Source organism: Caballeronia cordobensis, assembly GCF_001544575.2.
GTDB classification, from domain to species: domain Bacteria; phylum Pseudomonadota; class Gammaproteobacteria; order Burkholderiales; family Burkholderiaceae; genus Caballeronia; species Caballeronia cordobensis.
In genome coordinates this window covers 412,760-426,255 of record NZ_FCNY02000001.1, presented here as the reverse complement: position 1 = coordinate 426,255, position 13,496 = coordinate 412,760, and the positions used below count along the sequence as shown (strand labels likewise).

The following is a 13,496-nucleotide window of genomic DNA, read 5'->3' as shown; positions in this document are numbered from 1 at the left end:
CTCACTGCACCGACACGCCGCCGAAGTTCACGCGCCCGAACGGACTCACGCTATAGCCGCTGACGTTCGCGCGCGTAAGCGCGGCCGCAGTCGGATACACGAGCGGAATCCACAGCGCCTGATCGTGGATGATCTTCTGCGCGTCGACATACGCTTTCGTGCGTTGGGCGACATCCGCGGTGGCCTTGCCGTCGGCAATGAGCTTGTCGAGCTGCGGATCGCAAAAGCGCGCGAAGTTGATGCCCGACTTCACGGCATTGCAACTGAAGAGCGGCGACATGTAGTTGTCCGGGTCGCCGTTGTCCCCGGCCCAGCCCATGAACAGCATGTCGTGCTGGCCTTGCTTCGCCTCTTTGATCAGTTCACCCCATTCGATGATCTTCACCTGCGCCTTCACGCCGATCTTCGCGAGATCGGCCTGCAGCAACTCCGCGCCGGCCTTCGGATTGGGATTGAGCACGCTGCCGTTCGGACGCACCCAGATGGTCGTGTCGAAGCCATTCGGAAAGCCCGCGTCGGCGAGCAGCTTCTTCGCGTCATTCGCGGAATATTTGTACGCCGCGATGTTCTTGTCGTAGCTCCAGGTATTCGGCGGGTACGGATTCACGGCGGCCGTGCCCGTGTTGTCGAACACGGTCTTCATATACGTCGTGCGATCGAACGCCATGTTGATCGCCTGACGCACCTTCGGATTGTCGAGCGGCTTCTTTTGCGTGTTGAGCGCGACGAACGCCGTCATGAACGCGGGCGCTTCGCTGACTTTCAGCGACGTGTCCTTCTTCGCGTCGATGACGTCCTGCGGCTTGGGCGACAGCGCGATCTGGCATTCGCCGGCCTTGATCTTCTGCGCGCGCACGGCGGCATCGGGCGTGATCGCGTAGATCAGGCGATCGACTTTCGGTTTCGTGCCCCAGTACGACGGATTGACGTCGTAGCGAATGATCGAATCCTTCGTGTAGCTTTTGAGCACGAACGGGCCGGTGCCGATCGGCTTGCTGTTCAGATCGGTTTGCTGGTTCGCCTTCAGCAGCTTGTCCGCGTATTCCGCTGAGTAGATCGATGCGAAGCCCATCGTGAGGATCGGCACGAAGGTCGCGTTCGGCTCGTTGAGCTCGAATTTCACGGTGCGGTCGTCGACTTTCGTCACGGCCTTGATGAGCTTCACGAGGCCCATCGACTGCGCGTGCGGAAAACCGCTCGCGCCCGCGATCTTGTGCCACGGATTGCTGTCGGACAGCATGCGATCGAACGTGAAGACGACATCGTCGGCGGAAAGCGGTCGCGTCGGCTTGAAGTAATCGGTCGTCTGGAACTGAACGTTCGGACGCAGATGGAAGGTGTAAGTCAGGCCGTCGGCGCTCACGTCCCACTTCTCGGCGAGCGAGGGCGCGACTTTCTTCGCGGCTTCGTCGTAGGAGACGAGCGTGTTGAAGACGACGTCCGCGGAGGCGTTCGTCGTCACGAGCGAATTGAACTGCACGACATCGAAACCGTCCGGGCTCGATTCGGTGCAGACCGTGAGCGGCTTGGACATCGCCAGCATCGGCGCGGCGAGGCATGCAAGCGCCGTCGCCGTGGCGAGAATTTTCAAACGCATGAGATCTCCCGTGATCTTCATTCTTGTTCGTGGATAAAGTGGCGCATGCGCAGCAAGCGGCGCGCCCGGCGCGGCTAGGGTAGCGAATGCATCCGTCCGCGACAACGATTCGATCGGCATACGCTTATGCGACGCGCGAATCGCACGCGCGCGGCTTGCCGAAACGAGGCGCATCGGGCTAAACTTGCGCCGTCTTTGGGGAGTAGCCTTCCTTCGCGTGCGAAGGAGAACGCGTCAACATCCTCGGCTCTGCTGCCGTGGCGCGTTCGACCGGACCGGTTTGGCGAGACCATCGATGCGCAACGTCGTTCTTGGCCGGACGGCGCGTGGCGCATCGTGGTTCGCTCGACGTCCGGCCGTGGAATCATCCGTGTCCCCACAACTACAACATTCCTGTCGTTCGCGCACGCTTGCGCGCCCATCGTTTTTTTCGATGCGAGGCGCCGCATGACGATGCTCTTTATCGAACTCGCGCTCATGCTCGTGATCATTCTGATCGCGTCGGAGCTTTTCACGAACGCGCTCGAACATCTCGGCGAGCGGCTCGGCATATCCGAAGGCGTGACCGGATCGCTGTTCGCGGCGGTCGGCACGGCCTTGCCGGAGACGACCGTGCCGATCATCGCGTTGCTCGGCGGCACGCCCAGCCGTGCGGTCAACGAGGAGATCGGCGTCGGCGCGATCCTCGGCGCGCCGCTCATGCTCGCCACGCTTTCCACCTGCCTGATGACGGTCGCGATTCTCAAGTCGCGCGGTTTGCGCGGCCGGATCATGCCGGAGCGCAGCGGCTTCGTGCGCGATCTCAACTTTTTCCTGATCGCGTTTCTGATCGCCTGCGCCGCGATGTTCGTGCCGCATCATGCGTGGCAGGTGCGCGCGATGTTTGCGGTCGGCCTCGTCGCGCTTTACGTCGTGTATGTGATCGCGACGTTCAGGGCGTCGGCGCAGCTCGTCGAGGGCGGGCACGGCACGGAAGCGCCCGAGGCGCTGTTTGCGTCGCGGCTCGGATTGCGGACGTCGTTCGGCTCGATCATGTTGCAGTTCGTGGTGGGTATCGCGCTGCTCGTGGGCGGCGCGAAGGGCTTCATTCACGGGGTCGAGGGCGTGTCGCAGGCGCTGGGCATTTCGGCGCTGTTGCTGTCGCTCATCATCATTCCGATAGCGACCGAGCTGCCGGAGAAGGTGAACAGCATTCTCTGGGCGCGGCGCGGCAAGGACACGCTCGCATTCGGCAACATTACCGGCGCGATGGTCTTTCAAGGGACGCTGCTGCCGGCGATCGGCATCATGCTGACGCCGTGGGAGCCGCGGGTCGAAGTCTTGACCGGCGTGCTGATCACGTTGGCGGCGGCGGCGTGGCTCAGGTGCAATGCGAAGGCGAATGGGGTTGTGTTGTGGGCGCTGCTCGGCAATGGCGTGCTGTACTGCGCGTATCTCGTGCTGACCCTGACGCGCTAAAACCGCGCTGAAAGCCGGAAAGAAGAATGCCCGTCGAAACGGGCATTGAGAGCGAAGCAGCGCGCCGACAGATCGGCGCGTTGTTGTTCTTTGCTGGTTTATCGGCGCGGAAAAAGAAAACTTTAGACACGCGCCGCATGATCTCGCCTTGGGCTTCCGCAGGCAGCGTCATTTGCCGAAACTGGGGCGGTTTCCCGCCTTATCTCCGCGCTTTGAAACCGCGCCGCTGATCGGATAATTCGCCCGATACCGGCAATGCTGCCGCTCAATGAACTCAGCAAGGCCGTGCGACGACTCGCGCGGACGCTCCGGGTAACTCAAGCACACCATGAACAGCCTCGATCTGCCGCGCGCGGAAGCCGCGACGCCTGAACAACAATTCCAGCAGGATGTCGTCGTCATTCTGGAAGCGGCGCAACAGCACCGCCAGAACGGCGAATTCAGCGACGCCGAAACGCTTTACCAGACGATCCTCGAAGCGGTGCCCGGCCAGCCGGACACGAGCTTTCATCTCGGGACGCTGTACATCGAGACGAGAAATCCCTCCAAGGCATTGCCGCATTTCGAAGCCTGCATCGGCGCGATGCCGCAGAACAGTCACTACTGGTTCGCCTATATCAATGCGCTGATCGAGGACAAGCAGGACAAGGCGGCATGGATCGCGTTCGAAATCGGCCAGAAGCACGGGCTGAGCGGGCCGATGGCCGAGCATCTGATTCAACGAATGACGGGCGCGCCCGTTCTCACGCTGGCGCGCGCCGCGCAGCCGGCGAGCGCGCCGGTCACGGAATCGAAGCCGAACAAGGCGGGCATGAAGGGCGTGCGCCGCCCGTCGTCGCAGGATATCAATCGCTTTACGCAGGCTTTCAACAAGGGCGCTTTCAAGGATGCGGTCAAGATCGCGCAGACGCTGACGCAGCGTTATGCGCTGGACGGGGCGAGCTGGCGCTGTCTGGGCGTAGCGCTCAATCGCGATGGCCGGCATGCCGATTCGGTCGCGCCGCTGCGCAAGTCCGTCGAACTGATTCCGGACGATATTCAGACGCGCGTCCTGCTCGCCGATACGCTCGTCGTGTTGCAACAGCACGCCGCGGCGGAAGTGGAATGCCGCTCCATCATCGAAGCGCGAGCGGACGTTGCCGAAGCGCACCGTCTTCTGGGCATCGCGCTGGCGGGCACCGGCAAATTCGAAGAAGCCGCGGCGTCCTGCCGGCGGGCCATCGAGCTGGCGCCGACTTCGCCCGCGACGCACGGCACGCTCGGCATGCTGATGCTCGAAGCGGGCCGAATGACCGAAGCGGCCGAGTGCCTGCGCAATGCCGTCGATCTGAACGCCGACGACGTCGCGTCTCACAGCAATCTCTTGTTCAGCCTGGTGCATCGGATCGATATCGATCAGAAGTCGCTGTACATGGAGCATCTTAAATTCGCGGAGCGCCATGAGGCATCGATCGAAAGAGTGCCGCTGAACCCGAATATCGACCGGTCGACGGACCGGACATTGCGGATCGGTTTCGTCTCGGGCGACCTCTTCAATCACGCGGTCACGTCTTACGTGCTGCCCGTGTTGAAGAGCCTGGCGAACGATCCGAGCCTCCAAATTGTCGTCTATCAGAATCACACCGTCGAGGACGCGCACACTCAGCGCCTGCAAAGCTGCGCGTCGCAATGGCGCCGTGTGGCGAGACTGTCCGACGATCGGCTCGCGAGCACCATTCAGGCGGACGGCATCGATATTCTGGTCGATCTGTCGGGTCACACCGGCCGCAACCGCTTGCTCACCTTTGTGCGCAAGCCCGCGCCCGTGCAGGCGACGTGGATCGGTTATCCGGCTACGACCGGACTCGCGGCAATGGACTATTACTTCGCCGACCGTTTCTGCGCACCGTTCGAACTCGCCTCCGAGCAGTTCCGCGAAGCGCTCGTGCATCTCCCTGCGATCGCGCCTTTCATCGCGCCGGAAAACTGCCCGCCGGTCAATATCCTGCCTGCGTTGCATAACGGCTACGTGACCTTCGGCAGCTTCAACCGGATCAACAAGGTGCGCCCCGAAGTCATCGCGCTGTGGGCGAAGATTCTGCACGCCATGCCGTCATCGAAAATGCTGATCGGCGCCATTCGCAGGGAAGGCGACCGAAGCGACGAGGCGCACTACGCGGACCAATTCGCGAAGCAAGGCATTTCGCGAGACCGGCTGATGTTCGTGCCGCGTTCGGCGACGGCGGTTTATCTTCAGCAGCACCATCAAGTCGATCTGTGTCTGGACGCCTTCCCGTTCTCCGCATCGACCACGACGCTCAACGCACTCTGGATGGGCGTGCCGACCCTCACGATGGCCGGCAATTCGCTCGTCAGCCGCGGCGCGACGACCTGGCTGTCTCACGTCGGTCTCGAGTCTTTCGTCACGAAGGACAAGGATGATTTCGTGCAGTCGGCGTTGTCCATCGTCAGCGATCTTCCTGCGCTGAACGAACTGCGCCTTGGGCTGCGCGAGCGCTGCATTCAGTCGGCGGCTTTCCAGCCGGATGTGGTTGCGCAAGGCGTCGCGCGCGCGTTCAGAACCATGTGGCAACGCTGGTGCGAGGGGCAGCCGGTCTCGCATATCGATGTCTCGACGGCGCCCGGCGCGTGATGGTTTGAATCAATAAGAAAGGCCGTTCTCGTGGTAGAGAGAACGGCCTTACTCTTTGCAAATGCCGTTCAGCTAATCCGAACGGCATTTCACGAATGGCTAGTCTTGCCCGCGCTGATAGAAACGCTGCTCGACCGGCACATAGAATTCGTCGAGCGATTCCGGCACGCGAGCGTTGAAACCCAGCACCTGACGCATCCAGCCATTGCACGTGTCGATATTCGAATAACCGAACTGCCGCGCGTAATCGAGCTGCGGCTTGAAGAACGGGCTCGTGAAGGTGAGCGTCAGCGCCCGTCGCGGAAGATGCGTCACATTGCGTCCCGTGGCGTGCCACAGACGCGAATCGAACATGAGAACCGAACCGCGCGGGCCCGTGGCGCGCGACGATTCCTTGTAGAACGATTCGTCGTCCGGCTTCTCCTGCACATTCTGCGAGTGCGACAGAAGATGGGTCGCGCCGTTTTCCGGCGTGAAGTCGTCGAGCATCACGAGAATATTCAGCATGAAACGGCGGTGATCCGAACCGAAGCGAATGTCGCGATGAACCTGGTGCACATACGAGCGGGAATCGTGTTCGTTGACCACCCCGCCGTATGAGTTGAGGATGAAGTTGCCGCCGAAGTACTGCTTCAGAATCGGCTCGACGACGGAAAGCGCGTCGAGCAGGCCGACATAGCATTCATCGTCCATCAACAGGTGATGCAGCGTGCCGGTGGTGTTGTCGAGCACACCGTTGCGCTGCCTGATCTGGTTGCGCCGCTCGAGCGACGAAGGCAGCGCCGCCACCAGCGAATCGATCAAGTCTGCGCGAACGATGTTCGGCAGGACTGCCCAGCCTTGCGCGGCAAGGGCAGTATCCACTTCATTGATATTCATTGTTTAATCGCCAACGGGCGCGGAAGATGGCTCGGCGAAGTCGGTGGAAAGCAGAGCCATTGAAACGACATTGAGGTACTGGCCGTCTTTGAAAACAGCCTGTCTGTGCAGGCCTTCGGTGCGAAAGCCCAGCTTCTCGTAGAGGGCGATTGCGCGCGCATTGCCTTCCAGCACGTCCAGAGAAACGCGATGCAGATTGAGGTCGGTGAACGCATGCGCGAGTATCGAGCGCGCCGCGGCTTCGCCCATTCCCCGGCCGCGCGCGGATTCCGCGCCGATCTGTATCGAAAATTCGGCGCTTCGGTTGAGCCAGTCGATGCCAAGCAGATACGTCACACCGATGAGCGCGCCCGAACTCGCCATGCAGACGGCGAGCCGCACGTTATTGGCGCGCGAGCCGAGGTAAGCGTCGAACCATTTGTCGTCGATTTCACGGCCGACATGACGGAAGTTTCCGCCAAGAAGACTCACGAGCGACCGGTCGGCGCGCCACGCATTAATGGTGGAAAGGTCGCCGCGCTCCAGTTCTCGCAGGAAGATACCGTCTTTGCTCATGTGAGCTGCTCCAGAACACGTTGCACGATCGGCTCAAGGTCGCGAGGCGTGAGCCTTTGATCGCAAGGCAAAAAGATCGCGGATGCGGCAATGGCGCGTTCGAATTCGGGCGCGTCTTTCGCTTCCGCGACATCGGGCCAATACGTGGGCGTGTAGATGCGCTGTTGCCGCAAGCGATCGCGCAATGCGGCCGGCGCGCCAAAGAAGGGGTAGCAAAGCGGAACAGCCCGCTCGCGCTCGAAGTGCAGCGCGGAGCGATTGTGCGTGTGCAGCCGCTCGTGCAGATAGTTGAAATTCGCGACGCGCCGCGAACGCACAGCATCGAAATCGATGCCGCCGAGCATGCGCTGCGTGAGATCCGACATGCGCAGCGGCTCCTGATTCTTCAGGCTTTCTTCGGCGGCGGCGTAGGCGGCGTAGCCAGCCTCGGCATCGTCCGCGATACGGCGCAGAAGGTGCTCACAGCGTTGTATCGATGATCGATCGCTCGCCTCGGGCATGTCGATGCGCTCGCGCGTCACGAGCAGGCCGCCGTCGGGCACGCCGACGAATTTGCGCGGCGAGTAGATCGTCGCGAGGCAATCGCGAGGCTGCGCGAATAACGCCTGTGCGTTGTCGATCACGACGCGGTCGCGCGGAAAGCGGTCGAGCACGTCGTCGACCTGACGATCGCAGAGCCCGAAATAATTCACGTAGACGATCCATTCGCCTGGCGCCAGATCGACGGATTGCGGGCGCATGTTCCGATCGATCGCGTACCGTTTCACCGGTATGCGCGCCATGCGCAGCGGCTCCAGCATCGCGTCGCACATGAACCAGGGCATCCATACGGCTTTCGGACGCAGCGAACGCACGAGCGCGAGAAACGCGGCGCGCGACGACTGAAACCGCAGCGCGTTGTCATGGAGGAAGGATCGGGCCGGCGGCAGTTCCAGTTCGAAATATCCGCCAACCGCGCGCGGCATCGGAGCGGCGTTCACGAACGAGCCTCTACCGAAAGCATGGCTCTGACCCGGTCTTTGCTATTGAACATGAGGACATCGAGAATGGACAAGCCAGGCTGAAACGCATGATCGAACTGCGCATACGCGCTCAGATTCGGTTCGACGAACGCCAGTTCGACGCCGTTCGAGCGGAACGTGGCGTCATCGTAAAGATCGCGGCCGCCCGGGAGATTCACATAAATCCCGGCGCGCTCCTTCGCGCAAATATCCAGCACCCGATTCACGCCCTTGAGTTCCGAGTTGCCGAACTGCGTCGAGCTGGGGACGAACGCCGTATCGATATCGAGGTAGTGACAGACATCGACGACCGATCGCGAAGCAAGCGCCGAAATCTGCGCGACAGGCGCCGAGAGGCACTGCTCGATCAACGCGCTGACGGCCGCATAATGCGGCGCTTTCGCATACGCGTGCCGGATCGATTCGAGCATCTTGCGCAGCCAGATTTCTCGCGGCTGCACGGCAATGTCCCTGATCTTCAGCGACGGACTCGCGCCCGACAGCGGCACGGTCACATAACGGTTGCGCTCGCCGTCGAGCACGCGATTACGGTTGATCCAGCCGTTCTTGATGAAGTTGACGTCGTCATAGAAAACGAAGCGGTCGACGGCGGCCACGAGCTGAAAATAGCCGATATACGGGAAAAAATAAGGCTGCATGATAGCCAGCCTCATGATCAGCAATCCTTGATGATATCGACGATTCTGCCGATGTTGGCATCGGACAGTCCGGGGTAGATCGGCAGGCACAGCACGCTTGAAGACGCCTTTGCCGCGACCGGCAGATTGTCGCGATGCGCGGACGGCAGGCCGCGATACATCGGGAAATCCGAGATCAGCGGGTAGAAGTAGCGGCGAACCATGACTTCGCGGTCGCGGAACTTCTGATACAGCGCGTCGCGCGTCAGCGGGAAGCCGGACTCGACCAGAATCGGGAAATAGGAATAGTTGGAGACGGCTTCGCCGGCATCGCCGAGGCATCGAATGCCGGGCACGCCGCTCAGCAGTTCGCGATAACTCGCGTCGATGCGCTTGCGCGCGGCCAGCGCCTCATCGATATATTGAAGCTGCAGCAGCCCGAACGCCGCATTCACCTCGCTCATCTTGCCGTTGATGCCGGGCGCCACGACCGTGACTTCATCCACGAAGCCGAAGTTCTTGAGATGGTCGATGCGCTGCTTCGTCTTGGCGTCGGGGCATACGATCGCGCCGCCTTCGAACGTGTTGAAGACCTTCGTCGCATGGAAGCTGAGAACGGCCATGTCGCCGTATTGCAACACGCTGCCGGCGTCGGTCTGCACGCCGAATGCGTGCGCCGAGTCGTAGATCACTTTCAGGTTGTAGTTGTCGGCGATCTTTTGAATCGCCTCCACGTCGCACGGGTGTCCATAACAATGCACCGGCATGATGGCCGTGGTCTGCGGCGTGATCGCTTCTTCGATGCGCTTCGGATCGAGGTTCAGGGTCTTCGGATCGATATCGACGAAAACCGGCTTGATGCCGTTCCAGAGCAGGGAATGCGCGGTCGCGACGAACGAATACGGCGTCGTGATGACTTCGCCGGTGATGCGGTGCGCCTGCAGCGCCGTGACGAGCGCGAGCGTGCCGTTCGCAAACAGCGAGAGATATTTCACGCCGAGATAGTCGCACAGCGCTTTCTCGAGCTGCTGATGAAACGGCCCGCCGTTGGTCAGCACCTTGCTCGACCAGATTTCCTCCAGATACGGAAGGAACTCGTTGAGCGGCGGAAGATGCGGCTGGGTGACGTACAGACGCTCATCAACCAACTCGGCGACGGATTCAAAGGGAAGGCTGGCGGTCATGATAGGTGGGCTCACGCTTCTGCAATTGATCAGAATTATGAGATGCATCCCGCGTGTCCAATGCGGCGATGTGGCGGCCAAATACCCGCCAATTCAAGGCTTGCGGCGCGGTGTGAAGACGAGCGGGGGAGCGAATGAAAACGGGCCGCCGAAAGGCAGCCCGAGAGGGAAGAAGTGCAACGGGGCCGGCGCTCCGGCCCGTTCAGGCGCGGGTCAGAACCGCGCGGCCTGCTGATATCGCCCGGCGGCGTGAGCCTGATCCATCGCGCGCCGATAGCCCGTTCCGAGCAGCGATTGCGCGGCTTCCGCGCGGCCCGTCATCGATTCGATGCTAGCCTGAATCCGGCGGATGACGGCGAGCGCCTCCGCCGACTGATTCTTTTCGATCGCCATGACGAGCGGCGTGCGCGCCTGCGCGAGCTCGGCGGCCTTCAGCCAGTCCTGCGCGCCGACCGCCGCTTCCACGGCCTCCGTGAGCGCCCAGGCGCGCTGAACGATTTCATGCTGTTCCATGAGTCCTCTTCCTTACGACTTGTTGGTGGCCAGCGCGCCCGCGCTGTTCGTGCCGCCGAAGAGCGCGGTCAGATAGCTCGCCTGCGTCGCCATCTGCGACATCAGCGTGTTGAGCGCCGTGAACTGATCGTTGTACTGCGTCGTCAGTTGCTGCGTGTACGTGGTCAGCGCCGTCTGCTGATCGCCGATGCTGGTGAGGTCCTTGTTGAGCGCCGTCGTGCGGGCGTCAATGAGACCGCCCGTCGCGAGAAACGACGTCAGGCTGTTGTTCAGTTGCGCGGCCACGCCGTCGGTCGTGTTGAACAGCGAAGCCACCGCGTTGGTATTGCTGGTGAGGGCGTCGGTCAGCGCGTCTTCGTCGGTCTTCAGCGTGCCGTCCGGTTGCAGCGCAATGCCGATCGACGCGAGATTCACCTTGTTCGCGCCGCTGCCGATGCCCTTGCTGACCGTGCTCGAGATCGTGTTCTTGATCGTGTTCATCATCGAGTCGCCGAGCAGCGCGCCTTGCGAGGTGGCCGTCGCATCGAACGACGTGAGCGACGCCGCCGTGGTGATGAAATTGTTGTACGCCGTGACGAACGCTTCGATCGTGGTCTTCTGGCCGGTCACGTCCTGACCGATGGTCAGCGTTTGCGTGGTGCCGACCGAATCCGCGGTGAGCGTCATGTCGATGCCGGTGATCGAGCCTTTGATCGTGTTCGATGCGCTCGACACCGGCGTGCCCGCGACCGTCAGATGCGCGTCCACGCCCGCCGCCGACTGCGCCCAGCCATTCGCGCCGTCGATGATCGTATGTTCCGGCACCGCGATGGTGTTCAGCGGGTTGTTCGGATCGACATCCGTCGTCGTGGTCGAGGAGTGAACCGCGAGCTTGTTGATGGGCGAGCTGCCCGAACTCGCGTCCGGCGCGACATCCACGTTGATGGCGTTGTCGAGTCCCGTCGACGCGGAGCGCAGCACGAGGTGCGCGCCGTCCGTGCCGGTGACGATCGTCGCCGTGACGCCCGGGTTGTCGGACGCCGAATTGATCGCCGACGCGATGCCCGAAAGCGTGTTGTTGCTGTCGTCGAGCGTGATCGTGCTCGACTTGTCGCCGACCTTGATGGTCATCGTTCCCGAGCCGAGCTTGTCCGTCGTCGAAAAGACGCCGGAAGTCAGCGATTGCGCCGACGCGACGTTCGTCACGTTGACCGCATAGCTGCCCGCCACGGCGCCCTTGCCGGCGGTGGCGGTTAAGCCCTTGCCGTTCGTGGTCGCGGTGAAGGCGGACATCGTCGTGCCGTCGGCGAGTTTCGAGAGCGAGCTCTGCAGGAGCGAGAGCACGGATTTGAGCGAGCCGACCGCGGTGAGCTGCGTGGTGTCGGCCGTTTTCTTGGTGTTGAGCGCGTCGACCTGACCGGCGACCTTCGCATTGACGAGCGCCGAGACGAGCGAGTTCACGTCCACCGTCGAGTTGGTCGAACCGCTGATGATCGACTGCGCGGCCTGCTGCAGGGCGCTGTTCGGATCGACAGCGGCGCCCGATGAGGAGGTCGTGGCTACGGTGGTCATGTGTACTCCGTTCGTTTCGTCTGGCGATCGTCAGAAATTGGGCGGAAAACGCAGGTTTTCCGAAAACGCGAACCGGGAGACGAGCTCCCGGTGCGCTGACTTGCTTCTTTGCCGCGATGTTTCTTGATGCCCGGCGCGCGTTCCGCTGGGTTCGCGCGCCGGCTACTGCACGTGCGTCGTGGCTTAGCCGAGGAGCTTCAGCACTTGCTGCGGCATCGAGTTCGCTTGCGCCAGAACCGAGATACCCGCTTGTTGCAGCACTTGCGCCTTGCTCAGATTCGCCGTTTCCTGCGCGAAGTTCGCATCCATGATCTGCGACTGAGCCGACGACAGGTTCGTCGCCTGCGCCGACTGAGCCGACGCGACCGACGAGAAGCGGTTTTGCGTTGCGCCGAGGCTTGCTTGCAGCGTGTTGATCGTGGCGAGTGCGTTATCGACCGAGTAGATCGCCGCTGCCGCGCCGCCGGTTGCCGACACGTCGATGGCGTTGACGGAAGGCACGTTCGACGCCGTGTTCAGCGAAGCCAGTTCCGTAACTTGCGCGCCCGTCGTCGGAGCCGTACCGCCGCTGAACGCCGCGCCCTTGAGCGTGAAACCGCCAGCCGTTGCCGCCGTGAACAGATTCGTGCCGGTGAACGCTGCGCCGGTGTTGTCCTCGTAGGTGAAGCCGCCGCTGCCGTCGGCCTTGACCGTCACCGAGGTGATGGTCGCGCCGGTGGACGTGTACGCGCCGCTCGAATCCAGCGACAGACCGTCGATGGTGCCGAGCGTGGCGCCCTTGCCCGGGGTGCCGATCGCGCCTGCCGAGACGTTGGCCGTCGACAGATCGACAGAAATGCTCTGACCGACGTTCGCGCCGACCTGGAACGACAGGCTGCCAGCCGAGCCGTCGAGCAGGCTCTTGCCGTTGAACGTCGTTTGCGAGGAAACGCGGTTGATTTCGCTGATACGCTGGCTCACTTCCTGTTGCAGCGCGGACTGGTCCGACGCCGACAGCGAGCCGCTCGAAGCCTGCACGGCCAACTGACGAATACGTTGCAGATTGTCAGCGATTTGCGACAGGCCGCTGTTTGCCGTCTGAACGAGCGACACGCCGTCGTTCGCGTTCGACACGCCTTGATTCAGACCGTTGATCTGAGCCGTCATGCGGGTGGCGATGGCCAGGCCGGCTGCGTCGTCCGCGCCGCTGTTGACACGCTTGCCCGACGACAGGCGGGTGATGGCCGACGACAGTGCGTTTTGCGTGCCGTTGAGGTTCTGCTGGGCAACCAGCGAGTTGATGTTGCTATTGATACCGATCATTTTTTGCTCTCCTGGGAGACTTTGTCTGGCTTAGGCTTTGGCACCGAGTGTTGCCTGGCGGTCCTGCGCTCGGTGATAGCCGGCCGCCTACTTGTGGTTATCGGGCCCCTCGAAAAAAACTTAAGGCCTTCGCAAACGATTTGTGTAATGAATAACTTCGTAAGCCTTCGCTGCCCCGGCCGGCAA

The 13,496-nt window shown here is 62.1% G+C and carries 12 protein-coding genes and 1 riboswitch; of the genes, 3 read left to right on the top strand and 9 right to left on the bottom strand.

Features of this window, described 5'->3' with window-relative positions; genetic code table 11:
- Position 1: 1 nt before the first annotated feature.
- Positions 2–1,597, bottom strand: a complete 1,596-nt coding sequence (locus AWB70_RS01970; protein ID WP_053567584.1) for an ABC transporter substrate-binding protein — start codon at positions 1,595–1,597, stop codon at positions 2–4.
- A 178-nt stretch (positions 1,598–1,775) separates the two neighbouring features.
- A riboswitch (yybP-ykoY riboswitch) is annotated at positions 1,776–1,955 on the top strand.
- Positions 1,956–2,044: 89 nt separating this feature from the next.
- Between AWB70_RS01970 and AWB70_RS01965 the strand changes: the two genes are divergently transcribed.
- From AWB70_RS01965 to AWB70_RS01960, 3 genes are all read left to right on the top strand, one after another.
- The gene (locus tag AWB70_RS01965) at positions 2,045–3,055 is read left to right on the top strand and encodes a sodium:calcium antiporter (protein ID WP_053567314.1); all 1,011 of its coding nucleotides are present in this window, start codon (positions 2,045–2,047) and stop codon (positions 3,053–3,055) included.
- Between the two features lie 26 nt (positions 3,056–3,081).
- Positions 3,082–3,285 carry a hypothetical protein gene (locus tag AWB70_RS38150; protein WP_143281593.1) on the top strand — a complete coding sequence of 68 codons (204 nt, stop codon included), beginning with the start codon at positions 3,082–3,084 and terminating at the stop codon, positions 3,283–3,285.
- 98 nt (positions 3,286–3,383) lie between these two features.
- On the top strand, positions 3,384–5,687 hold the full coding sequence (locus AWB70_RS01960) for a tetratricopeptide repeat protein (protein WP_053567315.1): 2,304 nt from the start codon (positions 3,384–3,386) through the stop codon (positions 5,685–5,687).
- Positions 5,688–5,786: 99 nt separating this feature from the next.
- On the opposite strand, the gene AWB70_RS01955 is transcribed toward AWB70_RS01960, so the two are convergent.
- The 8 genes from AWB70_RS01955 to AWB70_RS01920 form a co-directional block, all read right to left on the bottom strand.
- Positions 5,787–6,566: a phytanoyl-CoA dioxygenase family protein gene (locus AWB70_RS01955; protein ID WP_053567316.1), complete on the bottom strand. Its 780-nt coding sequence runs from the start codon at positions 6,564–6,566 to the stop codon at positions 5,787–5,789.
- A gap of 3 nt (positions 6,567–6,569) precedes the next feature.
- Positions 6,570–7,121: a GNAT family N-acetyltransferase gene (locus AWB70_RS01950; RefSeq protein WP_045450215.1), complete on the bottom strand. Its 552-nt coding sequence runs from the start codon at positions 7,119–7,121 to the stop codon at positions 6,570–6,572.
- A complete protein-coding gene (locus AWB70_RS01945) occupies positions 7,118–8,101 on the bottom strand; it encodes a hypothetical protein (protein ID WP_235024125.1) in 984 nt (327 codons plus the stop codon). Before AWB70_RS01945 ends, AWB70_RS01950 begins: the two co-directional genes overlap by 4 nt.
- Positions 8,098–8,796: a WbqC family protein gene (locus tag AWB70_RS01940; RefSeq protein ID WP_053567317.1), complete on the bottom strand. Its 699-nt coding sequence runs from the start codon at positions 8,794–8,796 to the stop codon at positions 8,098–8,100. Before AWB70_RS01940 ends, AWB70_RS01945 begins: the two co-directional genes overlap by 4 nt.
- Positions 8,797–8,798: 2 nt before the next feature.
- Positions 8,799–9,944: a dTDP-4-amino-4,6-dideoxy-D-glucose aminotransferase VioA gene (vioA, locus tag AWB70_RS01935; RefSeq protein ID WP_053567318.1), complete on the bottom strand. Its 1,146-nt coding sequence runs from the start codon at positions 9,942–9,944 to the stop codon at positions 8,799–8,801.
- 213 nt (positions 9,945–10,157) lie between these two features.
- Positions 10,158–10,457 (bottom strand): hypothetical protein, encoded by a 300-nt coding sequence (locus AWB70_RS01930; protein ID WP_053567319.1) that lies wholly within the window; start codon positions 10,455–10,457, stop codon positions 10,158–10,160.
- A 12-nt stretch (positions 10,458–10,469) separates the two neighbouring features.
- The gene (gene fliD, locus AWB70_RS01925; RefSeq protein WP_053567320.1) at positions 10,470–12,008 is read right to left on the bottom strand and encodes a flagellar filament capping protein FliD; all 1,539 of its coding nucleotides are present in this window, start codon (positions 12,006–12,008) and stop codon (positions 10,470–10,472) included.
- A gap of 183 nt (positions 12,009–12,191) precedes the next feature.
- Positions 12,192–13,310, bottom strand: a complete 1,119-nt coding sequence (locus AWB70_RS01920) for a flagellin (RefSeq protein ID WP_014190182.1) — start codon at positions 13,308–13,310, stop codon at positions 12,192–12,194.
- Positions 13,311–13,496 lie beyond the last annotated feature (186 nt).

Excerpts from the sequence above, each read along its gene's own strand:
- AWB70_RS01970 (WP_053567584.1), bottom strand. The coding sequence starts at position 1,597 with ATGCGTTTGAAAATTCTCGCCACGGCGACGGCGCTTGCATGCCTCGCC.
- AWB70_RS01965 (WP_053567314.1), top strand. The coding sequence starts at position 2,045 with ATGACGATGCTCTTTATCGAACTCGCGCTCATGCTCGTGATCATTCTG.
- AWB70_RS38150 (WP_143281593.1), top strand. The coding sequence starts at position 3,082 with ATGCCCGTCGAAACGGGCATTGAGAGCGAAGCAGCGCGCCGACAGATC.
- AWB70_RS01960 (WP_053567315.1), top strand. The coding sequence starts at position 3,384 with ATGAACAGCCTCGATCTGCCGCGCGCGGAAGCCGCGACGCCTGAACAA.
- AWB70_RS01955 (WP_053567316.1), bottom strand. The coding sequence starts at position 6,566 with ATGAATATCAATGAAGTGGATACTGCCCTTGCCGCGCAAGGCTGGGCA.
- AWB70_RS01950 (WP_045450215.1), bottom strand. The coding sequence starts at position 7,121 with ATGAGCAAAGACGGTATCTTCCTGCGAGAACTGGAGCGCGGCGACCTT.
- AWB70_RS01940 (WP_053567317.1), bottom strand. The coding sequence starts at position 8,796 with ATGAGGCTGGCTATCATGCAGCCTTATTTTTTCCCGTATATCGGCTAT.
- vioA (WP_053567318.1), bottom strand. The coding sequence starts at position 9,944 with ATGACCGCCAGCCTTCCCTTTGAATCCGTCGCCGAGTTGGTTGATGAG.
- AWB70_RS01930 (WP_053567319.1), bottom strand. The coding sequence starts at position 10,457 with ATGGAACAGCATGAAATCGTTCAGCGCGCCTGGGCGCTCACGGAGGCC.
- fliD (WP_053567320.1), bottom strand. The coding sequence starts at position 12,008 with ATGACCACCGTAGCCACGACCTCCTCATCGGGCGCCGCTGTCGATCCG.
- AWB70_RS01920 (WP_014190182.1), bottom strand. The coding sequence starts at position 13,310 with ATGATCGGTATCAATAGCAACATCAACTCGCTGGTTGCCCAGCAGAAC.